The organism is Planomonospora antibiotica (assembly GCF_014647955.1).
GTDB lineage: Bacteria > Actinomycetota > Actinomycetes > Streptosporangiales > Streptosporangiaceae > Planomonospora > Planomonospora parontospora.
The window spans coordinates 73,273-95,814 of the sequence record NZ_BMQE01000003.1 but is presented as its reverse complement, the minus strand read 5'-3'; the positions used below and the strand labels follow the sequence as shown (position 1 = coordinate 95,814).

Annotated in this window: 17 protein-coding genes; 7 read left to right on the top strand and 10 right to left on the bottom strand. The window is 74.5% G+C overall.

Going from position 1 to position 22,542, the window contains the following annotated elements:
• The first annotated feature begins 104 nt into the window (after window positions 1-104).
• Together IEZ06_RS03725 and ald are read left to right on the top strand one after the other, a co-directional pair.
• Window positions 105-1,499 (top strand): aspartate aminotransferase family protein, encoded by a 1,395-nt coding sequence (locus tag IEZ06_RS03725; protein ID WP_189235223.1) that lies wholly within the window; start codon window positions 105-107, stop codon window positions 1,497-1,499.
• Window positions 1,500-1,539: 40 nt separating this feature from the next.
• The gene (gene ald, locus IEZ06_RS03720; RefSeq protein WP_189235222.1) at window positions 1,540-2,658 is read left to right on the top strand and encodes an alanine dehydrogenase; all 1,119 of its coding nucleotides are present in this window, start codon (window positions 1,540-1,542) and stop codon (window positions 2,656-2,658) included.
• Between the two features lie 35 nt (window positions 2,659-2,693).
• Here the strand turns inward: ald and IEZ06_RS03715 are convergent, their stop codons facing one another.
• The 5 genes from IEZ06_RS03715 to IEZ06_RS03695 all read right to left on the bottom strand — a co-directional run bounded on the left by IEZ06_RS03715 (window position 2,694) and on the right by IEZ06_RS03695 (window position 8,097).
• Window positions 2,694-4,190, bottom strand: coding sequence for a tetratricopeptide repeat protein (locus IEZ06_RS03715; protein WP_189235221.1), 1,497 nt, complete (start codon window positions 4,188-4,190; stop codon window positions 2,694-2,696).
• Window positions 4,191-4,275: 85 nt separating this feature from the next.
• Window positions 4,276-5,352, bottom strand: a complete 1,077-nt coding sequence (locus tag IEZ06_RS03710; protein WP_189235220.1) for an urease accessory protein UreH domain-containing protein — start codon at window positions 5,350-5,352, stop codon at window positions 4,276-4,278.
• A 119-nt stretch (window positions 5,353-5,471) separates the two neighbouring features.
• Window positions 5,472-6,095: a Uma2 family endonuclease gene (locus IEZ06_RS03705; RefSeq protein WP_189235219.1), complete on the bottom strand. Its 624-nt coding sequence runs from the start codon at window positions 6,093-6,095 to the stop codon at window positions 5,472-5,474.
• A 68-nt stretch (window positions 6,096-6,163) separates the two neighbouring features.
• On the bottom strand, window positions 6,164-6,865 hold the full coding sequence (locus tag IEZ06_RS03700; protein ID WP_203871803.1) for a response regulator: 702 nt from the start codon (window positions 6,863-6,865) through the stop codon (window positions 6,164-6,166).
• Window positions 6,862-8,097 carry a sensor histidine kinase gene (locus IEZ06_RS03695; protein WP_189235218.1) on the bottom strand — a complete coding sequence of 412 codons (1,236 nt, stop codon included), beginning with the start codon at window positions 8,095-8,097 and terminating at the stop codon, window positions 6,862-6,864. Before IEZ06_RS03695 ends, IEZ06_RS03700 begins: the two co-directional genes overlap by 4 nt.
• 148 nt (window positions 8,098-8,245) lie before the next feature.
• Here IEZ06_RS03695 and IEZ06_RS03690 point away from each other — a divergent pair, with 148 nt between their 5' ends.
• Entirely contained in the window at window positions 8,246-10,039 is a 1,794-nt protein-coding gene (locus IEZ06_RS03690; RefSeq protein WP_307811649.1) for a gamma-glutamyltransferase family protein, read from the top strand.
• Window positions 10,040-10,133: 94 nt separating this feature from the next.
• On the opposite strand, the gene IEZ06_RS03685 is transcribed toward IEZ06_RS03690, so the two are convergent.
• On the bottom strand, window positions 10,134-11,591 hold the full coding sequence (locus tag IEZ06_RS03685) for a flavin-containing monooxygenase (protein WP_189235216.1): 1,458 nt from the start codon (window positions 11,589-11,591) through the stop codon (window positions 10,134-10,136).
• 215 nt (window positions 11,592-11,806) lie between these two features.
• Window positions 11,807-11,977 (bottom strand): hypothetical protein, encoded by a 171-nt coding sequence (locus IEZ06_RS03680; RefSeq protein ID WP_189235215.1) that lies wholly within the window; start codon window positions 11,975-11,977, stop codon window positions 11,807-11,809.
• A gap of 168 nt (window positions 11,978-12,145) precedes the next feature.
• Here IEZ06_RS03680 and IEZ06_RS03675 point away from each other — a divergent pair, with 168 nt between their 5' ends.
• Window positions 12,146-12,988 carry an SURF1 family protein gene (locus IEZ06_RS03675; RefSeq protein ID WP_203871804.1) on the top strand — a complete coding sequence of 281 codons (843 nt, stop codon included), beginning with the start codon at window positions 12,146-12,148 and terminating at the stop codon, window positions 12,986-12,988.
• A gap of 112 nt (window positions 12,989-13,100) precedes the next feature.
• On the top strand, window positions 13,101-13,424 hold the full coding sequence (locus tag IEZ06_RS03670) for a DUF3817 domain-containing protein (protein ID WP_189235214.1): 324 nt from the start codon (window positions 13,101-13,103) through the stop codon (window positions 13,422-13,424).
• Window positions 13,425-13,566: 142 nt separating this feature from the next.
• Here the strand turns inward: IEZ06_RS03670 and IEZ06_RS03665 are convergent, their stop codons facing one another.
• The 3 genes from IEZ06_RS03665 to IEZ06_RS03655 form a co-directional block, all read right to left on the bottom strand.
• Window positions 13,567-13,758 carry a tail-anchor membrane protein gene (locus IEZ06_RS03665; RefSeq protein WP_189235213.1) on the bottom strand — a complete coding sequence of 64 codons (192 nt, stop codon included), beginning with the start codon at window positions 13,756-13,758 and terminating at the stop codon, window positions 13,567-13,569.
• A 303-nt stretch (window positions 13,759-14,061) separates the two neighbouring features.
• Complete coding sequence (locus IEZ06_RS03660) at window positions 14,062-16,002, bottom strand: protein kinase family protein (RefSeq protein WP_189235212.1); 1,941 nt, start codon at window positions 16,000-16,002, stop codon at window positions 14,062-14,064.
• Window positions 15,999-18,017, bottom strand: coding sequence for a serine/threonine protein kinase (locus tag IEZ06_RS03655; protein WP_189235211.1), 2,019 nt, complete (start codon window positions 18,015-18,017; stop codon window positions 15,999-16,001). The genes IEZ06_RS03660 and IEZ06_RS03655 overlap by 4 nt, the downstream gene beginning before the upstream one ends.
• A gap of 246 nt (window positions 18,018-18,263) precedes the next feature.
• Here IEZ06_RS03655 and IEZ06_RS03650 point away from each other — a divergent pair, with 246 nt between their 5' ends.
• Window positions 18,264-18,953, top strand: coding sequence for a response regulator transcription factor (locus IEZ06_RS03650; RefSeq protein WP_068894672.1), 690 nt, complete (start codon window positions 18,264-18,266; stop codon window positions 18,951-18,953).
• 82 nt (window positions 18,954-19,035) lie between these two features.
• Window positions 19,036-22,437 carry a DUF4153 domain-containing protein gene (locus IEZ06_RS03645; protein WP_189235210.1) on the top strand — a complete coding sequence of 1,134 codons (3,402 nt, stop codon included), beginning with the start codon at window positions 19,036-19,038 and terminating at the stop codon, window positions 22,435-22,437.
• The last annotated feature ends 105 nt before the right edge of the window (window positions 22,438-22,542 follow it).

Below are 22,542 nucleotides of genomic sequence, written 5' to 3'. Positions count from 1 at the left end.
GCGGATTCCGGTGTTCTCCCTACATGGTTCGACGCTTTCACTTGTCAAGACTCCGCCTTGGTGTGCACACTGTGGGAAGCCCAGCTCACCGAGGGAAGATGGCGATGACGCACCCCGAGAACACCGACGTGACGTCGGTCATGAAGGCCGCGCAGGACAACCTGTGGATGCACTTCACCCGGCACGGCTCCTACGCCGACGCCGACGTGCCGATGATCACGCGGGGCGAGGGCGCCTACGTCTACGACGTCAACGGCAAGCGCTACCTCGACGGCCTGGCCGGGCTGTTCGTCGTGCAGGCCGGGCACGGGCGCAGCGAGCTGGCCGAGGCCGCCGCCAAGCAGGCCCAGGAGCTGGCCTTCTTCCCCCTGTGGTCCTACGCCCACCCCAAGGCCGCCGAGCTGGCCCAGCGCCTGGCCGCGCAGACCCCCGGCGACCTCAACCGGGTCTTCTTCACCACCGGCGGCGGCGAGGCCGTCGAGACCGCCTGGAAGCTCGCCAAGCAGTACTTCAAGATCACCGGCAGGCCGCTCAAGCACAAGGTCATCAGCCGCCAGATCGCCTACCACGGCACCACCCAGGGCGCCCTGTCGATCACCGGCGTGCCCGCCTTCAAGGTGATGTTCGAGCCGCTGGTGCCGGGCTCGGTCCGGGTGCCGAACACCAACCACTACCGCGCCGACGAGATCACCGGCGTCCCCGGCATGACCCCCGAGCAGTACGGCTACTGGGCCGCCGAGCGGGTCGCCCGCGCCATCGAGATGGAGGGCCCGGAGACCGTGGCCGCCGTCTTCGTCGAGCCGGTGCAGAACGCCGGCGGCTGCTTCCCCCCGCCGCCCGGCTACTTCCAGCGGCTGCGCGAGATCTGCGACGCCTACGACGTGCTGCTCGTCTCCGACGAGGTCATCTGCGCCTTCGGCCGCCTGGGCACCATGTTCGGCGGGCAGAAGTTCGACTACGTCCCCGACATCATCACCTGCGCCAAGGGCATGACGAGCGGCTACTCGCCGATCGGTGCCATGATCGCCTCCGAGCGCCTCTTCGAGCCGTTCAAGAACGGCACCGAGATGTTCGCCCACGGCTACACCTTCGGCGGCCACCCCGTCTCCGCGGCGGTGGCGCTGGCCAACCTCGACCTCTTCGAGCGCGAGGACCTGCTCGGTCACGTGACCCGTAACGAGCCGGTCTTCCGCGCGACCCTGGAGCGTCTCCTCGACCTGCCGATAGTCGGCGACGTGCGCGGTTCCGGATTCTTCTGGGGCATCGAGCTCGTCAAGGACAAGGCGACCAAGGAGACGTTCACCGCGGACGAGTCCGAACGGATGCTCCGCGGGTTCCTGTCCAAGGCCCTCTACGACGCGGGCCTGTACTGCCGTGCCGACGATCGCGGAGATCCCGTGATCCAGCTCGCCCCGCCGCTCATCTGCGGCCCCAAGGAGTTCGACGAGATGGAGTCGATCCTCCGCTCCGTGCTGACCGAGGCATGGAACCGGCTCTGATCCCCTCCGTCCCGCCGAGGCTCCGGAAAGGAAACCCCCCATGAAGATCGGCGTGCCCGCCGAGGTCAAGAACCACGAGTACCGCGTCGCCGCCACCCCGGCCGGCGTGCACGAACTGGTCCGCCACGGCCACGAGGTGTCCGTGCAGCGCGGCGCGGGCCTCGGCTCGCACTTCCCCGACGAGGACTACCTGGCGGCCGGCGCCAAGATCTCCGACTCCGCGGACGCGGTGTGGGCGGAGGCCGACCTGGTCCTCAAGGTCAAGGAGCCGATCGCGGAGGAGTACCCCCGCATGCGCCCCGGCCAGGTGCTCTTCACCTACCTGCACCTGGCGGCCGGCCGCGCGTGCGCCGACGCCCTCCTGGAGCGGCGGGTCACCGGCATCGCCTACGAGACCGTCCAGTCCGGGAGCGCACTGCCGCTGCTCGCCCCGATGTCGGAGGTCGCGGGCCGGCTGGCCCCGCAGGTCGGCGCCTACCACCTGATGCGCTCCAACGGCGGCCGGGGCCTGCTCCCCGGCGGCGTGCCCGGCGTGGCGCCGGCCAAGGTCGTCGTCATCGGCGCCGGCGTCTCCGGCCTCAACGCGGCCCAGATCGCGGTCGGCATGGGCGCGGACGTCACCGTGCTCGACCTCAACGTCGACCGCCTGCGCTTCATCGACGCCGTCTACCAGGGCCGGATGAAGACGCTGGTCTCGACCTCCTACGCGATCGAGCAGGAGGTCCTGGAGGCCGACCTGGTCATCGGCGCGGTGCTGATCCCGGGCGCCAAGGCCCCGACCCTCGTCTCCAACGACCTGGTCTCCCGGATGAAGCCGGGCTCCGTGCTCGTCGACATCGCGATCGACCAGGGCGGCTGCTTCGAGGACTCCCGCCCCACCACGCACGCCGAGCCGACCTACCGGGTCCACGACTCGATCTTCTACTGCGTGGCCAACATGCCGGGTTCGGTGGCCAACACCTCCACCCGCGCCCTGACCAACGCGACCCTGCCGTACGCGGTCAGGCTCGCCGACCTGGGCTGGCGCGAGGCGCTGCGGCAGGACGCGACCCTCGCGCCGGGCCTCAACACCCACGCGGGCCTGCTCACCAACGAGCAGGTGGCCGTCGCCCTCGGCCTGCCGTTCACGCCGGTCTCCGAGGTGCTCGCCCAGGCGTAGCGCCCGCCCCCCGGCGCCGCGTACGGCGGGCGGCGTCAGCGCGTCTCCAGGCGGCCGCGCAGCTCGCGGGCGGTCACCAGGACGTGCTCGATCTCGGCCGGGGTCGGCCAGGGGGCGCTGCCGGGACGGAGCAGCGTGGCCCTGACCGCGCTCAGGTGCTCGACCGCGCCCCGGTGCAGCCCGCTCCGCTCGGCCAGCCAGTCCACGACGCCGGTGTGGTCGAGCAGCGGCCGGGTGACCAGGTCCCAGGTGCCGAGGATCTCGGCCAGGTCGCCGGGGACGAGCGCGGCGCCGCCCCGGCGGGCCACGGCGGCGGCCGTCAGCTCGGCGCGGGCGACCAGCTCGGGCTCGGCCGTACGGTCCCACGGCGACGAGGGCGGGGCCGGCGGCCACGGCTCGCTCCGGTAGAGCTCGGTCAGCTCGGGCGCCGAGCCGGTCACCGAGAGCAGCGCCGCCAGCTCGGCCGCCGCCTGGCGGTGACCGGCCAGCGCCGCCTGGCGGAACCAGTGCTGCCCGCCCTTGAGGTCGTTCAGCTCCGCGATGAGCAGCAGCCCGAAGTTGAAGGCGGACTCCGCGTCGCCGCAGGCCGCCGCCCGCCCGAACCAGTGGCTGGCCGCCTGCGGGTCCTTCAGCTCCACGCAGACGAAACCGGCCGTCCGCTGGTCGTCCACCCGCCCCGCCTGCGCGGCCTGCTCGAACCAGGCGCGGGCGGCGCGCAGGTCTCCGCGGGCCAGCGCGATCCCCCCGAGCCGCGAGGCGGCGCCCGGATGCTCGTTGCGGGCGGCCGTCCGGTAGCACGCCTCGGCGCCCTCCGGATCCCGGTGGGCGGCCATGAGCAGGCCGAGATGGTAGGCCGCGTCGGAGTGGCCGTTCCGAGCGGACAGCTCCCACCAGCGCAGCGCCTCGTCCTCCGCGCCGGAGGAGTAGGCGAGGAAGCCGAGATCGTGGGCCGAGAGCGGGTCGCCGTCCAGCGCGGCCCTGCGGTGCCACTCCCCGGCCTCCTTCACCTCTCCGGCGTCCTCGCAGATCAGGGCCAGCCGCCGGGCCGCGGGCCGGGAGCCCGCCCGGGCCGCCGTCTCGAACCACCGCCGGGCCGCCGGCAGGTCGCCGTGCTGCTCCATCAGCAGTGTCGCCAGGTTGAGCGCGGCCTCGGCGTCGCCGCCGCCCGCGGCCAGCTCGTACCAGCGCACGGCCTCGTCGAGGCTGCCGTGCTTCTCGTGCCAGACGCCGAGGTTGTAGGCGCTGTCCAGGTTGCCCGCGGTCGCGGCCCGCTCCCACCAGTGCCGCGCCGTCGACCGGTCGCCCCGCTGCGCGTGGCGGCGGCCGAGCAGGTGCGCGGCGTGCGCGTCACCGCTCTCGGCGGCCCGCAGCAGGGCCGCCTCGTCGACCGCGCCGTTCTCGTCGTCCGCCCCACCCGCGTCGTCCGCCCCACCCGCGTCGCCCGCGCCGTCCGGAGCGTCGTGCCCGGTGCCCCGGGGAGCGGGCACCAGCGCCGCCGTGGTCGTCTCCGGGTCGTCCGGCCACCACCCCATGTCCAACCTCCTCGCAGCCAAGCCACAGGTTCGCATGCGACGGATTGACAGCGGAGCGTAATCACTTCTTCTGCTCGGGGATTTCTCAGCGGAAGGTGATGAAGCCGACGTACATCCCCATCGAGCAGACGTAACGCAGCGAGCCGGGCCGGCGCGGGGCGAGCCGCACCGCGGCGGGCAGCGTCACGTCCCGGCCGTCGACGGTGACCGTCCGGGTGCAGCCCGGCGCCCCCGCGAGGTGGAAGGAGACCTCGGTGGGCACGCCCGCGCGGGCGGTCACGATCCCGGGCCGGTAACCGCGGTCCGTCGCCCAGACGTCGATCCGCTGCACGCCGTCGGCGCCGACCGGCCGCACGGGCGGCGCCGCGGCGGCCGTGCCGCCGGAGGAAGGGAGCCAGCCGCCCAGCCGGAGCCCCGAGCCGGCGGTCCACAGGCCCGCGGCCAGCGCGGCCACCCCGGCCAGCGCCGCCAGCCTGGTCGCGGTCACCCGCCGCAGCACCAGCCCGAGCAGCGCGAACGCGGGCGCGCTGCCCGCCGCGAACCCGGCCATGACGGCCGCCCCGCCTGCCGCCGAACCGCTGGAGACCGCCACCGCCTCGGTGCTGAGTGTGACCCCGCAGGGGACCAGGACCGTCGCCGCCCCCAGCAGCACGGCCCGCCGGGTGGAGGGCGGTGCGGTCTGCCGGGTGGAGGGCGCAGGACCGTCGGCGGGCGGTGCGGGGTCGCCGGGAGTGGGCGGTGACGCCGGAGCCGGATCGGCGGGAGACGCGGACGCGTCCGGCGGACACGAGGCGGAACCGCGGACGAGCAGCCGGAGCCCGAAGCCGGTGACCGCGATCCCGGCCGCGACGAGCAGCACCGCCCGGACCGGAGGGCCGAGCCGTACGGCGGAGCCCAGCAGGCCGAGCAGGACGCCGGCGGCGACGTGGGAGGCGAGCCGTCCGGCGAGGAAGAGGGCGACGGCCTTCGGGCCCGACGGCTCACGGGACGGGTGGCATCCCCCGCCCGCGGCTCCGGGCGCTCCGCGGCCTCCGGCGGACCGGCGGGCTCCGGGGGCCAGTCCGGCCAGCAGCCCGCCCTGCGCCGCCGTGCACGATGCGGTGCCCACCACCGCTCCGGCGGCCAGACCGCCGGTGAACAGCGTGATCACCTCGGGGCTCAACGAACGCCCCCCGCCCGGGTCCTCACGCCCCGAACGCTAACCGCCCCCGGCCGGTGCGAACAGTGACACTTCGCTCACCCGCCGCCACACCGGAGGGCCGGAGGTGGGACCGGCCCGTGCTAGCCGAGGGCTTTCTCGAAGATCGAGGTCTCCAGGGTGAAGTCGACGGGTGCGGGGAGGCGGAGGGGGCTGCCCACGGCGACGCGGGAGACCGTGTGGTACTCGCCGCCCTTGGGGTCGCTGAACACGGTCACGGTGGCGGGGGTGGCGACGGGGTCGATGAGGAGCATCACGGGGACCAGGCCCATGGCGTAGAGGTCGGGTTTGCGGTCGCGGTCGTCGATGACGCTGCCGGGGGAGACGATCTCGGCGACCATGAACAGGCCGGAGGAGAGCAGCTCGCGCGTGCCCCAGCGGGGGCAGTCGGCCGGGGCCAGCACGAAATCCGGCTCGACCGGGTCGCGGGGGCCGTCGATGCAGACGTCGACGTTGCCGACGTACGCGCGCCAGTCACGGTCCATGACCAGTGACTGGAGGGCGTGATAGAGCAGCGTGGCGGTCCAGCCGTGCTCGGGGGTGCCTACCGGACTCACTATCAGACTCCCGTCGATGACCTCGGTCCGCAGCCCGGGCAGCTGCGGGAGCGCGTCGAACAGTTCGCGCGCGGTGCTGGGCAGGGGCCGGGACGCCGTCTCGGGAGTGGGCCGCAGTTCGGCGGGGAGCCGTCGTGACGTCTTGACCATGACCGTGTCCCTTCGTGTCCTGATGAACACGTTCAGTATTGCAAACGCCTGGTCGGATCGCGAGGAGTTCAGGCCCAGCCGGGGCGGACGAGGCCGGACTCGTAGGCGATCACGACGAGCTGGGCGCGGTCGCGCGCGTGCAGTTTGGTCATGGTGCGGCTGACGTGGGTCTTGGCCGTGGCGGGGCTCATGAAGAGCGTGCGGGCGATCTCGTCGTTGGTCATCCCGGTGCCCACCAGGGCGAGGACCTCGCGCTCCCGGTCGGTGAGCGCGGACAGGTCCATCCCGGCGACGGGCTCCTTGGCGCGGCCGGCGTACTCGGCGATCAGCCGCCGGGTCACCCCGGGGGAGAGCAGGGCGTCCCCGGCGGCGACGACGCGGACGGCCTGGATCAGCTCGGCGGGCTCGGTGTCCTTGACCAGGAAGCCGCTGGCGCCGCCCCGGAGGGCCTCGAAGACGTACTCGTCGAGCTCGAACGTGGTCAGGATGATGATCCTCGGCCCGGGGGGCATGCGCCGGGTGGCGGTCAGGCCGTCCATGCCGGGCATCCGGACGTCCATCAGGACCACGTCCGGCCGGTGCTCCTCCGCCAGGACGAGGGCCTCTGCCCCGTCGGCGGCCTCGGCCACCACGGTCATCCCGGGCTGGGCGTCGAGCAGCGCCCGGAACCCGGCCCGGACCAGGGCCTGGTCGTCGGCGAGGACGATCCTGATGACGTCGTCCCCCCGGGTGCGGGCGTCGTCACGGCTCCCGCCGGGCGGGGGCGTCACGGCGTCCTCTCCGGTGCCCTCGCCGGGACGGACGCGGTGGCGTCCCGCCCGGCGCGGGGGTCGCGCGGCCCCTCCGGGACGGGCAGCCGCGCCTCGACGCGGAAGCCCCGCTCGAAGGGGCCGGCGGTCAGCGTGCCGCCGAGGGCGGCGGCCCGCTCGCGCATGCCGGGGATCCCGTTCCCGCCGCCCAGCCTCTCGCCGGGGTCCGCGTCCGGTCCCCCGCCGGGCACGCCCGCCGGACGGCCGTCCGGACCCGCGGCGGTGACCCCGGCGCCGGAATCGGTGACCCGGATCAGCAGTTCGCGGGCGCCGTACTCCAGCAGGACCGTGACGGAGGAGCCGGGGGCGTGGCGGCGCGCGTTGGTGAGCGACTCCTGCACGATGCGGTATCCGGCCCGTTCCACGCCCGGCGGGAGCGGCCGGACGCTTCCGGAGGTCTCCGCGGTGACGTCGAGGCCGCTCCGCTCGACCAGCTCGTCCAGCCGGTCCAGCCCGGCGGTGGGGGAGCGCGGCGCGTCGTCGCGCAGGACGCCGATCACCGAGCGCATCTCGGTCAGCACGTCCTTGGAGGCCTGCTTGATCGTGGTGAGCGCGGTGCGGGCCTGTTCGGGGTGGTCGTCGATCAGGTGCAGCGCGGTGGAGGCCTGGACGTGGATGAGCGAGATGTTGTGCGCGAGCACGTCGTGCAGCTCCTGGGCCATGGTCAGCCGCTCCTCGCTGACCTGCCGCCGGGTCTCCTCCCGCGCCGTCCGCTCCCGCTCGGCCTTGCGCTCCCGCCTGGCCCGGGCGAACTCGCCCGTGGCCAGCAGCACCCCCATGACGGCGGCCATCGCCAGGGAGTGCCACAGGCCTGTGCTGGGGACGGGCGCCAGCCAGGTGGTGTGCACGAGGAAGAACGCGTAGGCCGCCGCCGCCGCGGTCCAGGCGGTCCGGCGGTGGCCCAGGACGAGGGCCTGGTGGAGCGCGATGGCCGGGCTGAAGAAGATCGGGCCGTAGGCGTGGCCCCGGGCGACGAAGACGATCATCGTGGCGACGGTGACGGTCAGGGTGAGCACCGGGTTGCGCCGCCGCCAGAACAGGGCGAGCGGCCCGGCGAGCAGCAGGACGACGCCGAGCGGGTCCGCCGGGAGCCGCTCGGGCTGGTTGCCCTGCGCCGCGTGGTTGGTCGCGACCTGAGCGGCTCCCACGATCAGCGGGAGCATCCGGTCGGTCCAGCGGGGTCGGGTGCGCACGCCAGCACCCTACGCCCGCCCGCCTGACCTGCGCGTCCGCCCGGAGGCGCGGGCGCCGCTACATCTTCGGCGGTACATGAGGCTGACAACCCTGCCGAGGTGGGTAAAGCTGTGCGCGGGAGGACATATGATCACTAATCGCTCTGTCGTGCCCCTCGCAGTGATCCTGGTGGCGGGCTCCACCGCGCTCACCCCGCCGGCCTGGGCCGATCCGCCGCCGACCCCGCAGCCGGTCGCGCCGGCCGCCTCGCCGACGACCGGGAGACCGGGCGGCGGCCAGACCGGGAAGGTCCCCGTCGCCGAAGGGTACGGCGGCGCGGTCTCGACCGTCGACCCGGAAGCGAGCAGGGCGGCGCTGAAGGTCCTCAGGCGCGGGGGCAACGCCGTCGACGCGGCGGTCGCGGCCGCGGCCGTGCTGGGGGTGACCGAGCCCTACTCGGCCGGACTGGCCGGGGGAGGGTTCCTGCTCTACTACGACGCGCGGCGCGGGAAGGTCCACACGATCGACGGCCGCGAGACGGCTCCGAAGGCGATGACGGCGACCTCGCTGGAGGGAGTCCCGTTCGAGGAGGCCGTCACCAGCGGGCTGTCCGCCGGGGTGCCCGGCAGCGTCGCCCAGTGGGAGCTGGCGCTGCGCCGGTTCGGCACGCTCTCGCTCCGGCAGGCGCTGCAGCCCGCCGTCGAGGTGGCCGACCGCGGCTTCACCGTCGACCGGACGTTCCACGACCAGACCGCCGCCAACGCGGCCCGGTTCGCGGGCTTCACCTCCACCGCGAAGCTCTTCCTGCCCGGCGGCGCGCCGCCGCGGGTCGGCTCCACGTTCCGCAACCCCGAGCTGGCCGAGACCTACCGCACGCTCGGCAGGAAGGGGCCCGGCTGGCTGTACGGCGGGCGGCTCGGCGAGGAGGTCGTGGCGACCGTGAAGCGGCCGCCGGTCACGCCCGGCTCCACCCGGAACGTCCGGCCGGGCCTGATGGAGCTGCGCGACCTGAGGGCCTACCGGGCGCTGGAGCGGCCGCCGACGAAGGTCGCCTACAAGGGCATGGACGTGTACGGCATGGCGCCCCCGTCCTCGGGCGGCTCCACCGTCGGCGAGGCGCTGAACATCCTGGAGGCGCTGCCGGAGGTCGGCCCGCACGAGTACCTGGAGGCGTCCAGGCTGGCCTTCGCCGACCGGGGGAGGTACGTCGGAGACGTCCCCGGCGTGCCGCTGGCGGAGCTGCTCTCCGACGGGTTCGCCAAGGAGCGCGCCTGCCTGGTCACCGAGCGGGCGATGGCCCACCCGGCCCCGGCGGGCGAGCCCGACGGGACCTACGGGCCGTGCCCGGCGGACTCCCCGGCGGTCCCGGAGACCGGCACGGCCGCCCCCGAGGGCCCGGAGACCACCCACCTGGTGGTGGCGGACCGGCGGGGGAACGTGGTCGCCTACAACATCACCATCGAGTCCACCGGCGGCAACGGCATCGTCGTCCCCGGTCGGGGCTTCCTGCTCAACAACGAGCTGACCGACTTCACCTTCGGCCCGGCCCCCGGCGACCCGAACCTGCCCGGTCCCGGCAAGCGGCCCCGCTCGTCCATGGCCCCGACGATCGTCCTGGCCGACGGCGAGCCGCTGCTGGCCCTGGGCTCGCCGGGCGGGTCCACGATCATCACGACCGTGCTGCAGATCCTCGTCAACCGCTGGGAACTCGGCATGTCCCTGCCCGAGGCCCTCGCCGCGCCCCGGGCGACCCAGCGCAACACCGCCCAGACCCAGGCGGAGCAGGGGTTCATCGACCGCCACGGCGCCGAGCTGACCGGGCTCGGCCACAGCCTGGTCCTCAACCCGGAGATCGGCGCGGCCACCGCCGTGGAGTTCCTCGGCCGCGGCCGGCTGCAGGCGGTCGCCGAGCCGTCCCGCCGGGGCGGCGGCAGCGCGCTGGTCGTCTCCCCGGCCCGGTGACCACGCCGGTCGTCTCCCGGCCCGCCGCGACCGGGAGACGACCGGCGCGCCGCCGGTCTGGGCCGGGGCCGGGCCGTCCGCCGTCCGCCGGCGGTCAGCGGATGAGCCGGTAGGCGCCGGGTCTCACCTTCCGGGTCCGCGCCCAGTACTCGAAGGTGAAACCCGGCCAGATGGTGCGGTTGACGCCGCGGGAGTCGAGGTACCAGCTCCGGCAGCCGCCCTCGTTCCAGACCAGTGCGGAGAGGCGCCGCTGGAGGCGGTCGTTGAAGTCGCGCTGGGCCTCGGGCCGGACGTCCAGCGCCCTGGCCCCGGTGCGGGAGAGCAGCCGCAGGCACTCGATGACGTACCGGACCTGGGACTCGATCATGAACACGACCGAGTTGTGGCCCAGGCCGGTGTTGGGTCCGAGGAGGAAGAACAGGTTCGGGAAGCCCGAGACGGTGACGCCGTAGTAGGCCTCGACGCCGTCCTGCCAGGCGTCCTGGATCTTCCGGCCGTTCCGGCCGGTGATCCGCTGGTCGTTCAGCGCGTCCACGACCTTGAAGCCGGTGCCGTAGACGATCACGTCGGCCTCGGTCTCCCGGCCGGCGGCGTCGACGATCGAGCCCTCTCGGATCTCGGTGATCCCTTCGGTCACGACTTCGACGTTCTCCCTGGTGAGCGCGGGATAGTAGTCGTCGGAGAGCAGGATGCGCTTGCAGCCGATCGTGTAGTCCGGGGTCAGCCTGGCCCGCAGCCCCGGGTCGGGGACCTGCCGCTCCAGGTGGCGCAGGGCGACCGCCTCGTGCACCTTCATCAGGCGCGGATCGACGGTGAAGCCGAGCGCACGGGTCTCCAGCACCCAGTAGATCGCGTTGCGCAGCGTCCGGGCCGCGCCGGGCAGGGCGAGCAGCCGCTTCGCCCGCTCCGGGAAGGCGAAGTCGGGCTTGGGCTGGATCCAGGGCGCGGTGCGCTGGTAGACGGTCAGGTGCGCGGCCCGCTCGGCGATCCTGGGGACGAACTGCACCGCGGAGGCCCCGGTGCCGACCACCGCGACCCGCTTGCCGGCCAGGTCCACCGAGTGGTCCCAGGCGGCCGAGTGGAAGGCCGGGCCGCGGAAGCGCTCGCGGCCCGCGATCTCCGGGAGCGACGGGACGTGCAGCGCGCCGACGCCCGAGACGACCGCGTTGGTGGTGAACGCCGCACCGCCGGCGGTGCCGACCCGCCAGTTGCGGGCCGCGTCGTCGTACTCCAGAGAGACGACCTCCTCGCCGAACCTCAGGTGCGGGCCGAGGCCGTACTTCTCCGCGCAGGCGCGCATGTAGTCCCGGATCTCCTCCTGCGGGGGGAACATCCGCGACCAGCCGGGATTGAGCTCGAAGGAGAAGGAGTACATGTGGGAGGGGACGTCGCAGGCGCAGCCGGGATAGGTGTTGTCCCGCCAGGTGCCGCCGAGCTCGGCGGCCTTCTCCAGGATCACGAAGTCGTGGTATCCGGACTCCTTCAGCTTGATCGCCATGCACAGTCCGGCGAAGCCCGAGCCGATGATGGTCATCCCGGGGGAGGTTCTCATCCCATCTCCTTATTGGACGCAAAGTCCAATGTAACGAGCGGGCCTGCCTGCCGTCCATCCCCGAGGCCGCCGGGCATCGATGAAACCGACCGGTCGGTACGGCATGGCCCCGGGGCACGCGAAAAGCGCCGAGGGCGAGGCCTTCGGCGCCGGCGGACGTGCGTCGGGTCGTACGGCGGGGCGGTCGCCGCCCTGCCGTGTGACTGGAGGTGCGGCTAGAGGATCAGGTAGGCGGCGACGGCGGCGATGACCAGCACCACCACCACGCCCGCGACGATGGGGACGATCGGCGACCGCCGCTGGGGGGCGGCCTCCGGGTCCTTGCGCTGGGCGAACGCGCGGAACTGCTGGGTGTTCCCTGCCGGGTCGATCTGAGGGTCAGACATGGGTCGACTTTAGCGACACATCGCGACTTTTCAACCCGGGTTCCCGTACCCGGACCGTTCCCGATGCTCCGCCGGTTTCCGGCACCCTACCGGGTCGCCGGCGCGCCACCGCGGGCGTGGCGCGGTCCTGGAGGCGGGACCGCGGGTGCGGGCGGATAGCGTGGTGTCATGCTCCGGATCCTGTTCTCTCCGCGCGTGGTGGTGCTCCACCTCCTCGCGGTCGGAGCGCTCGTCGTGTGCGGACTGCTCGGCCGCTGGCAGCTCGGGGTCTTCGAGGACTCCGGCAGGCCCCAGTCCACGCGGGACCCCGCCCCGGTGGCGGTGGGCACGCTCACCGAGGCCGGTCGCCACCTGACGGCCGACGCGATCGGCCGCAGGGTGACGGCGGAGGGGACCTTCGACGCCTCCCGGCAGCTCCTGGTGGCGCAGCGGGACGAGGGCCTGTGGATCCTGACCCCGCTCGACCTGGGCGACGGCACGGTGGTCCCCGTCGTGCGCGGCCGGGTGCCCGCCGCCGGAGACCCGGCGACGGCCGTGCCGCAGGGGAAGGTGACCGTGACCGGGCGGCTGCAGGCGTCGGAGCCGACCGACAGCGTGCAGCGCAGGACCCGGCAGCTCCCCCAAGGGCAGGTGCTGACGGTGTCGTCGGCGGAGCTGGTGAACCTGTGGCGGGGCGTGAAGCTGCGCGACGGCTTCGTGATCGCCACCACCCAGTCGCCGGCCCCGCCCGTCGCCGCCGAGCCGGTCCACGCCTCCGCGCCGACGCAGGAGGGCGTGCTCACCTGGCGCAACCTCGCCTACGCCGCCCAGTGGTGGATCTTCGGCCTGTTCGCCGTCTTCATGTGGTGGCACTTCGTGCGCGACGCCCTCCGGGGCGGGAGGGCCGCTCCGGAGGGCGGAACGGGCGCGGGCTCCGGGCCGGATCCCGGCGCGGAGCCGGGATCCGATCCGGAACCCGCCTCCGGTGCGGACTCCGGATCCGAACCGGAGTCCCGGCCGGCCGCCGTCTGATCGGTGGTCCCGGGTGCGGACCCCGGATCCGTCCGCGGGGCCGGCCCGTCCCGTGCACACCCCGTCCGACCCCGCATATCGTTGAACGTCCCCGCTCCCCGACCCGAGGTAGATGACCGTGGAATCCGCCCTCAAGCCCTTCCGAGTCCTGGCGTACGTCGTCGGTGTGATGCTGCTCGTCCTGACCGTGTGCATCGTGCTCAGGTACGGCTTCGGCATCGAGGGCCCGTCGAAGGTCGTCTCCCCGATCCACGGCTTCCTCTACATGCTGTACCTGGTGGCCGCGATGAACCTGGGCATGAAGGCCCGCTGGTCGTGGCAGTACATCCTGGGCGTGATGCTCGCGGGCACCGTGCCGCTGCTCTCGTTCGTCTTCGAGCGCAAGGTCACCCGGCGTGTGGAGACCGAGGCCGCCGCCGCGACGGCGACCGCCTGACCCCTGCCGGGTTCCCCGCCTGGCCCCTGCCCGGATCCCCGCCTGACTCTGCGACGGGGCGGGGCCATACGGAGATCCCGTCGGGCGGGACCCCGGAGCGCTGTGACGTGGAGGCCCGCCGGGAGCGGGCCTCCACGCCGGATCAGCGGCCGATGCCCCGCCTGCGGGCGCGCTTGAGCCGCTCCCGCTGGGAGGGGTCGAGCATCATGTAGCCGACGGCCGGGGCGGCGACGACGCCGAGGACGACCAGCAGGGTCAGCCAACCCGGCAGGAAGATCCACGAGAGCAGCACGGCTGCTCCGGCGCCGATCGCGTACTTCTGGATGGGCGACATCCTCAACATCCTCCGAACGCGGAGCGCGCGCCCCGCCTGGTGACATTCTGCGTCGCCCGGTCAACGCGCGGGCCACCGCCCGGGTTCCAGCTGAGATATATCTCGTCTCCCGGGACGGGATCACCGCGGTCCGCCGAGGGCTCACCACGGTCTGCCGGGCCGTCCTGAGCGCCGGACCGTCCTGAGCGCCGGACCGCCTGGCGGAGCCGGTTCAGGACGGGGCCGGTTCAGGGTGGCGCGGGTTCAGGACAGGGCCGGTTCAGGGTGGCGCCGGTTCAGGGCGGTGCGAAGCGGCCCGGCGGGTCAGCCGCGGGCTCTGAGCGCCTCGGCGACCCAGCGGGCCACCTTCGCGCCGTTCTCCGCGACCCTGCCGTCGGCGTCCTCCTTGACGCTGCCCCGCTCGTACTCGACCTCGGCGACGAGGTTGCTGACACGGAAGACCACGGTCACCTTGTAGGAGCCGCCGTAGAGCTTGCTGGGGCCGTAGCCGCCGGTGATGAAGGCCTCCTCCCCGAGTCCCTTCAGGTCCTGGGGCGGGAGGGGGGCGGGCGTGGCGCGCTCGCTCCGGTCGCGGGTGTCCTGCTTCCTGCCCGCGAGGTACTCCTGTGCCCGCCGCACCTCCGACCCGTCCTGCTTCTGGGCGACCAGGCGCACCCGCAGGTCGAATTTCTCCGAGCCGGGTTTGCGCCAGTCGGCGCTGTTGAGCCAGTTGCACTCGGCGGGCTCGACCTCCGAGCTCCTGAAACCGGGGACGACCTCCCCCGCCTGCGCGTCGGTGAGCAGGCCGCAGGCCCTCGGGGCGGCGGCGAAGCGGCCCTTGGCACCGGGGTCCGTGCTCTCCTCCTCACCGGAACCGCTCAGCACCGGCACGAGCAGGATCCCGATGGTGACCGCCATCCCCGCCATCAGCACACCGGTCAGCGCCACGATCGAGCGGGGCACGAGGACGCCGCCCGGCCGACCCGTGGGGCGCGCGGCAGGAGGCGCGGCGTCGACGGGTCCGGAGCCCTCGCGGGAGGAGCCGTCCTGGCGGACGGAGGGCGCGCCGTCCCCTGGATCGGATGGGATGGAGCCCGCGGGGGTGTGCGCGGCGGGTCCGGAGAAGATGGCGGGGCCCGCCGGGGTGGCGGGATCCGTCGGCGTGAGGGGGCCCGCCGGGGTGGCGGGGCCCGTCGGTGCGGGTGCGGGAGCCGGTGCCGCTGAGGGGGCCGCCGAAGTGGAGGCGTGAGCCGCGGCACCGGGCGCCGCGGCGGCCGAGGACTGAATCCGGAAGGGCACGGTCAGCTCGGGGGAACCGGACGGCGCGGAGCCGGCCGCTCCGGCAGGGAACGGCGGTGCCCCCCCGGGCTCCGGAGACGGCGACCCGGGGGTCGGCCCCGGCTCCTGGGATGAGAACCCGGGGGCCGCCCCGGGCTCCGGGGACGGGAATCCGGACGGAGCCTCGAACGGGGCGCCGGCCCAGGGCGGCTGCGGGGCCGGGGGCACCGGACCGGGGAACGCGCGGCCCGGTACGGAGTCCGGTGACGAGAAGGGGAGGGCGCCGCCCGGGTCGGAAGTGGGCGGCGGGGCGGGGAGGGCGGGGAGGGCGGGAGCCGGTTCCGAGGTGGGTGGTGAGGCGAAGGCACCGAGGGGACCGGAGGCCGGAGGCGGGGCGGGGAGGGCGCCGCCCGGGTCGGAAGCGGGCGGCGGGGCGGGGAGGGCGGGAAGCGCGGGGAACGGCGCGGGGCGGCCCTGGGAGACCTCCAGCAGGCCGCCGCGGAGCGCGCCCGGGTCGGGTCGGAGGGCGGGGTCGCCCGAGAGGAGGCCGACCAGGATCGGGCCGAGCGGGCCCGCGTTCTGCAGCGAGGCGCCGGGGGCCGGGGGTCTGCCCTCGACGGCGGTGAAGAGGGTCGCGCCCAGGGACCACAGGTCCGCGACCGGGCCGGTGACGCCCTCGGGAGCGGTGAAGACCGGGGAGCGGAGGGACGGCCCGGCCAGGACCACCTGATCCTGCGGCCCCATCAGGACCGAGCCCGGCCGTACGTCGCCGTGGGCCATCCCGTGCCGGTGCACGCTCATGAGCTGGTCCAGCACGGACAGGCCGATCCGGGCGGCCTGGGCCGGCGTCATCGGGCCGTGGCGTCCGATGACGAGCTCCAGGGAGGTCTGCGCGGGGACCCCGAGGCCGAGGGGATCGGCGTCGGAGACGCCGGATCCGGATCCGGCGTGCCTGCCGTACGGCCTGGGGGTGTCTGCCTGGTTCATCCGGCTGCCGCCTTCTGCTTTCTCAACGCGTCCGCGACCCAGGTCGCTGCGGTGTGGGCCCCACTCTGGATCGAGGGACCGTCCTTGCTGCCGTCCGCCACGGTGTACTCGGCCTCGACGACCAGGTTGTCCACCCGGAACGTCACGTGGCTCCGCTCCAGCCTGCCGGTCGTGCGGTTCTCGTACACGTCGTGGCGGAACGCCTCCTCCCCGACGGGATTCACCGGCAGCGGGCCGGTGCTCCTGGCGGAGCGGATCCCGGCGGAGATGCTCGACCGGCTCCAGACGAGCCCGCCGTCGGGGATGGTGCCGTTGCGCCGGTTGACGAAGAGCTCGTGGGCCTGCCGCGGGCTCCTGCCCCACTGCGCGGCCGGACCGGCCGGGACGACCCTCAGACCCGTCCCGGGGCTGGTCCACTCGCAGCCGCCCCCGTCGGTCGGCCTCCCCTCGCCCGTAAGGGCCGGGAGCAGCTGCCTGACCCGGTCCACGGGGATCAGGCCGCACACGTCCACCGGGGAGGTGAAGGCGCCGGGCCGCTCGCTGAGCTCCGCGGCGGGGGCCGGGTCCGCTCCGGAGGAGACGAGGCCGGTCACGCCCATGGCGACCCCGCCGAGCACCGCCAGGGCGGCGATCTCGGCCGCGGCCCAGACCAGAGGCCCGCCCGCGCGCGGAAAGCGGACGGGGGCGCCGTCCTGGCGCGGAAACCGGGCGGGGAGCGGCGCCCGGACGGAGGGGGCCGTTCCGGGGGACGGCTCCGGGGGGATCCCGGGGGTCTCGCCGGTCACGTCCCGATGGTGGCCGGTCCCGCCGCGCCGGGGGCCGTCGGTCCGGGCGGGGGCAGGCAGGGGGAGCGCGCGTTCCGGCGGAACCGGCCCGGGGACGTCGGCCCGGTCAGGGGCCGTCCCGGAAGGGCCGTGCCCGGAGGCGGCGGGCCCGGGGAAGGCGGGAGCGGAGGCGGACGGTCCCGGGAAGGAGCTTTCGGGAGCGGCCGTCCCGGGGAGGACCGGCCCGGAGGCGGCGGATCCGGGGAAGGCGGGAGCGGAGGCGGACGGTCCCGGGAAGGAGCTTTCGGGAGCGGCCGTCTCGGGCGTGACGGATCCGGGGAGGGAGGTCCCGGAGGAGGCCGGTGCGGGGAACCCATCGGAGGAGACCGGTCCGGCCGGGGTGGACGCCGGGGGGAGCGAGGCGGTGGAGCGGCCCTGGGCGACGTCGTCCAGCATCCGGGCGACGGCCTCGGCGGACGGCCGGGCCATGGGGGACGGGGCCAGCATGAGCATCAGCAGCGGACCCAGCGCACCCGCGCGCTCCGGCCGCCGGGGCGGTTCGGCGAGCGTCCGCCTGATCGTGTCGGCGGGGGTGTCCGCGGGGTGCGGGGGCGTGCCCTCGACGGCGAAGTAGAGGGTGGCGCCGAGCGACCACAGGTCGGAGCGCGCGTCGCCCAGTGCGCCGCGCAACCGCTCCGGAGCGGTGTAACCGGGGGCGCCGATCGGGCGGCCGGTGCTCGGGGCCTCCCCTCCGCCCTCGGTGAGGACGATGCCGAAATCGGTGAGGAGGGCCCTGCCGTCCTCGGCGAGGAAGACGTTGCCCGGCGCGATCCCCCGGTGCAGCACCCCGGCGGCGTGCACCGCGGACAGCGCGCCGAGGATGCCCGCACCGACCCGGGCCGCCTGACGCGGCGGAAGCGGCCGCTGTTCCCGGACGGTCTCCTTCAGGGAGGCCCCGTGCAGCAGCTCCATGACGATCCACGGGCGGTCGTCGTCGACGACCACGTCGTGGACGACGACGATGGAAGGGTGCTTGATCCGCACGGCCAGGTTGGTCTCGCGCAGCGCGGCGGCGTGGAACGTCTGCCGCGCGACGGGTCCGAGACCGGACGGGATCCGCACCTCCCTGACCGCCACGTCGCGGTGGAGCACCTCGTCGGCGGCGAACCACACGATGCCGTCGCCGCCCTCGGAGAGGGGGCGGAGGAGGCGGTAACGGCCCGCCAGCACTCGTGTGTCGATCCTGCTCACCCCGTTCACCGGCTGCCGCGCTCAGAAGGTCCACTGGCCCGTATCGGACAGCTTGTCGCGCTCAAAAGATAGTCATTCAACGGGATGGGGACCAACGAGAGTGACCTCCCCTTTCCGTCACGATCGCGGTCTCACGCCGCAAGACCATCTCAACCACCGTAATCCGCACGGAGCATGTTCCGGTGTGCGCGGAATCTTCACAATCCACCCCAAGTCATCTGCACAGGGCCCCTCTACGCTCCTCGTATGGCATTTCCCCAGCAACGACGTGTCCTCGTGGTGGAGGACGACGAGACGATCGCGCGGGCCGTACGGCACCGCCTCGCGGCGGAGGGCTTCGACGTGCGGGTGGCCGGGGACGGGGAGGGCGCGCTGGCGGCCTACGCGAAGGCCGAGCCCGACGTGGTGATCCTCGACCGGCTGCTCCCCGGCCTGGACGGCCTGGAGGTCTGCCGCCGGATGCAGGCGGCCCGGCCGGTCCCGGTGCTCATGCTCACCGCGCTGGGGGAGGAGACCGACCTGCTGGTGGGGCTCGGGGTCGGAGCCGACGACTACATGACCAAGCCCTTCAGCATGCGCGAGCTGGTGGCGCGGGTGCACGCGCTGCTGCGGCGGGTGGAGCGCGCCTCGCAGCTGGCCGTGGACGACTCGGTGGTGCGCGTCGGCGACGTCGAGATCGACACCGCCGAGCGCCGGGTCTACGTGGCGGGCGCGGAGGTGCGGCTGACCCGGACCGAGTTCGACCTGCTCTGCCGGCTGGCGGAGCGCCCGGGTCAGGTGTTCGAGCGGGAGCGGCTGCTCGCCGACATCTGGGGTTTCTCCGAGGCCGCGGCCACCCGAACGGTGGACAGCCACGTACGGGCCCTGCGCCGCAAGCTCGGCCCCGGGGCCGTCAGGACCGTCCACGGGGTCGGATACGCCCTCGTGCGGCCCTGACCGTCCCGCAGGCCGGTGGTCCCGCCGGGGTCCGGCGAACCGATCCCCTTTCCCGCCACTCGAACACCCCGGAATGCGAAACATGACGAGATCCGACGAGGAGAGCACCCGGCCCGCCCGGCGGGGAACCGGTCTCCCCGCCGCCTCCTCCCCGTCCCGCGGGGACGCGGCCCGCCCGTCCGCCGCCCCGGCGGAGGAGCCGGGAGGGCGGCCCGCCCGCGGGGGGAGGCGGTGGCTGCGGCCCCTGGACTTCCTCGGCCGGATCAAGGCGAAACTCGGCGTGGTGATCCTGCTGGCCGTGGTGGCGGCGTTCGTCGTCAACGAGGTCGGCATCAACGCCGGCTACTCGCGGAACACCCGGATCGCGGTGGCGGTGCTGCTCGCGCTCGTCATGGTGCAGTTGCTGGCCCGGGGGATGACCCGGCCGCTGCGCGAGATGGCCGCCGCCGCGCAGACCATCGCCAAGGGCCGGTACGGGCTGCGGGTCACGGCCACCTCCCGCGACGAGGTCGGCGAGCTGGCCCGGGCCTTCAACGCGATGGCGGCGGACCTGGGCGAGGTCGACCGGCAGCGGCGGGAACTGGTCGCCAACGTCAGCCACGAGCTCCGCACCCCGATCACCGCTCTGCGCGCGGTGCTGGAGAACGTGGTGGACGGGGTCTCGGAGCCCGACCCGGTGACGCTCGGTACGGCGCTGGCCCAGGCGGAGCGGCTGGGGCGGCTGGTCGCCCAGCTGCTGGACCTGTCCCGGCTGGAGTCCGGGGCGCGGCTGATCGAGCGGGACGAGGTCGAGCTCGGCCCGCTCTGCGAACAGGCGCTGCGCGAGGCCGTACTGGCGCGGGACGGGGTGGCGGCGCGGTGCGAGGTGCCCGGCGGGCTGAGCGTCCGGGCCGACGCCGACCTGCTGGCGCAGGTGCTGGCGAATCTGCTCGACAACGCGGTACGGCACAGCCCCGAGGGCGGCGTCGTGGTCCTGTCCGCCCGGCCCGAGGGGTCCGGCGTCCGGCTGCTGGTGACCGACCAGGGGCCGGGCATCCGCGAGGAGGACCGGGCCCGGGTGTTCGAGCGGTTCTCCCGGCTGGACGCGGGACGGGCGGCGGACCAGGGCGGCGCCGGGCTGGGCCTGGCCATCACGAAGGAGATCGTCGAGCTCCACGGCGGTTCCATCCGTGTCGAAGACGGCGTCGGCTGCCGGATAGCGGTCGACCTCCCAGGAAGGATCCAGATGACCCCCTCTCCCGCCTCCGGCGGTACCTCCGCGGAGGACTCCCCCTCCGGAGGGTCCGGTGTGCCGGAGACCCCCGTCCCCGGTGGTCTGCCGGACGCCCTCGGTGCGTCTCCCGGCCCGGACGGCCCTCCCGGGGGGCGTTCCGGCCCTGATCCCGCCCCCGCAGGGGCCCCCGCCCCCGCAGGGGCGGTCCGGACGCCGTCCCATCCTCCGGCCCATCCCGGGGTCACGGCCCCCAGGCCCCTGCCGGGACATCCCGGAGCGGTCCCCGTTCCGGTCCGGAACTGGCCGGGAGCGATCGCCGGGGTCCTGCTCGGTGGTTTCCTCGGCGTTCTCGCGGGCCTGCTCCTCGGCTTCGGGCTCGGGGCCGTCTCGCCCTCGCTGGGCATCCTGGTGGGAGTCGGCGTTCCGCTGGTCGCGGGGTTCGTCGGCACGGTGATCGGCGCCACCACGGCGTCGGACGGGTTGTGGACGGGCTACCAGCCGGCCGCCGGCCCGTTTCCCGCCGGCCCGCCTCCGGCTGGTCCGTTTCCCGCCGGTCCGCCTCCGGCGGGTGCGGGGCGGACGCCGCAGGGACCGGTGGAGAAGACGGCAGGAGGACCTCCCGGTGCGGCGGCGGGCGGGGGTTCCGCCGTCGCGCCGGCGGGACCGGCCCGGGAGCCCGCCGCGGCGGGACCGGTCCGGGGACCGGCCGCCGGAGGGAGGACGGCCGCTCCTTCCGCGGTGAGGGCGGCCGGGGGGCCGCCCGGCGGGTACGTGGCGCCGCCGGTGTTCCCCCGCCCCGAGCTGCCGGACGCGCCGCGGTGGCTGCTCGCCGCCTGCGCGGTCGTCGGGCTGCTCGCCGCGGTGGCACTGCCGTACAGCTCGGTGGGAGTGGGGCTCGTGCTGGTGGCGGCGGCCATGGGGGCGGCGGTGCTGCCGGTCGTCAGAAAGCGGATCACCGCCTGGTCGTCGGCGATGGGGCTGGTCGCCTACGGGCTGATCTCGGTGGCGCTCTTCCGGGACGCCGACTGGCTCGTCGGGCTGCTCCTGCTCGCCGGGTTCGGGATGGCCGCGCTCGCCCTGTCGGGGGCCGGGCGCGGCTGGCTCGGGGTGGCCAGGGGCGGGGCCTCGGTGCTGCTGGGGCTGCTGCCGGTGCCGTGGTTCCTGGCCGCGCAGCTGAAGGGGCCGGCGAAGGGGATGGCGACCCGCAGGGTGCTGCCCACGCTGGTCGGGCTCGGCCTGACCGCGGTGCTGCTCGGGATCTTCGGCGCGCTGTTCGCCTCGGCGGACGCGGTCTTCGCCCGCACGGTGGAGCAGCTGCTGTTCTCGCAGGACTGGGCGGAGACACTGCCGCTGCGCGTCCTGGTCTTCGCGGTCTTCGCGGCCGTGGTCGCCGCGGCCGTGCTGGTGGGCCTGCGGCCGGTCGCCGAGCCGGAGGCGCCGGGCCTGCGCCTGCGCGTCGGCCGCGGCCTGTGGGTGACCCCGCTGGCGGCGCTCAACCTGCTGTTCGGCGCGTTCGTGGCGATGCAGCTGACGGCGCTGTTCGGCGACGCCGGCTGGGTGGTGGCCACCACCGATCTCACCTACGCCGAGTACGCCCGCTCCGGGTTCTTCCAGCTGGTGGTGGTCAGCGTCTTCGTGCTGGCGATCGTGGCGGTCGCGTCGGCGGTGGTCGAGACGGAGGGGCGCGAGCGCTGGCTGATGGCCGGGCTGCTCGGCCTGCTGTGCGCGCTGACGATGGTGATCCTGGCCTCCGCGATGTACCGGCTGGACCTGTACGTCGACGCCTACGGCCTCACCCGGCTCCGCGCCTCGGTGCAGGCGGCCATCTGGTGGCTCGGCGGCGTCTTCCTGCTGGTCCTCGCCGCGGGCGCGCTGCGGCTGCTGCGGCGCGGTCCGGCCGGGTGGCTGCCCCGGACGATGGTCCTGATGACGGGCGTGGGCCTGCTGGCCTTCGCGGTGTGGAACCCGGACCTGCGGGTCGCGGAGACCCAGCTCGCCGTCCGGGGCGTGGACCGGCTCGACCAGCGCTATCTGGGCGGTCTGGGGGCGGAGGCCGTGCCCGCGCTGGACCGGCTGCCGGAGCCGCTGCGCAGCTGTGTGCTGAGGGAGGTGACCCGGGCCAACCGGCTCGACCGGCCGGACCCGTGGAACGGCTGGAACCTGGCGCGGGACCGGGCCAGGGAGGTGCTCGCCGCGCGGCCCGTCCCGCCGGGACCGGTCCTGTGCCTGGACGGCTACTCGTCGTCCCGGCTCATCCCCGACCAGGACTGACAGGGCCGGCCAGGACTGATCCGGGGCGGCCACGGCATCCAGACCGGGACGGGCCGGGCCCGTCCCTGCCCGGCGAGGGCCGGCGGGCCCGGCCGTGGCCCCTCC

Bases quoted from the DNA above. Each gene is read 5' to 3' on its own strand.
- ald (WP_189235222.1), top strand. From the start codon at position 1,540: ATGAAGATCGGCGTGCCCGCCGAGGTCAAGAACCACGAGTACCGCGTC.
- IEZ06_RS03685 (WP_189235216.1), bottom strand. From the start codon at position 11,591: ATGAGAACCTCCCCCGGGATGACCATCATCGGCTCGGGCTTCGCCGGA.
- IEZ06_RS03680 (WP_189235215.1), bottom strand. From the start codon at position 11,977: ATGTCTGACCCTCAGATCGACCCGGCAGGGAACACCCAGCAGTTCCGC.
- IEZ06_RS03715 (WP_189235221.1), bottom strand. From the start codon at position 4,190: ATGGGGTGGTGGCCGGACGACCCGGAGACGACCACGGCGGCGCTGGTG.
- IEZ06_RS03645 (WP_189235210.1), top strand. From the start codon at position 19,036: ATGACGAGATCCGACGAGGAGAGCACCCGGCCCGCCCGGCGGGGAACC.
- IEZ06_RS03660 (WP_189235212.1), bottom strand. From the start codon at position 16,002: ATGAACCAGGCAGACACCCCCAGGCCGTACGGCAGGCACGCCGGATCC.
- IEZ06_RS03725 (WP_189235223.1), top strand. From the start codon at position 105: ATGACGCACCCCGAGAACACCGACGTGACGTCGGTCATGAAGGCCGCG.
- IEZ06_RS03675 (WP_203871804.1), top strand. From the start codon at position 12,146: ATGCTCCGGATCCTGTTCTCTCCGCGCGTGGTGGTGCTCCACCTCCTC.
- IEZ06_RS03670 (WP_189235214.1), top strand. From the start codon at position 13,101: ATGACCGTGGAATCCGCCCTCAAGCCCTTCCGAGTCCTGGCGTACGTC.
- IEZ06_RS03665 (WP_189235213.1), bottom strand. From the start codon at position 13,758: ATGTCGCCCATCCAGAAGTACGCGATCGGCGCCGGAGCAGCCGTGCTG.
- IEZ06_RS03650 (WP_068894672.1), top strand. From the start codon at position 18,264: ATGGCATTTCCCCAGCAACGACGTGTCCTCGTGGTGGAGGACGACGAG.
- IEZ06_RS03705 (WP_189235219.1), bottom strand. From the start codon at position 6,095: ATGGTCAAGACGTCACGACGGCTCCCCGCCGAACTGCGGCCCACTCCC.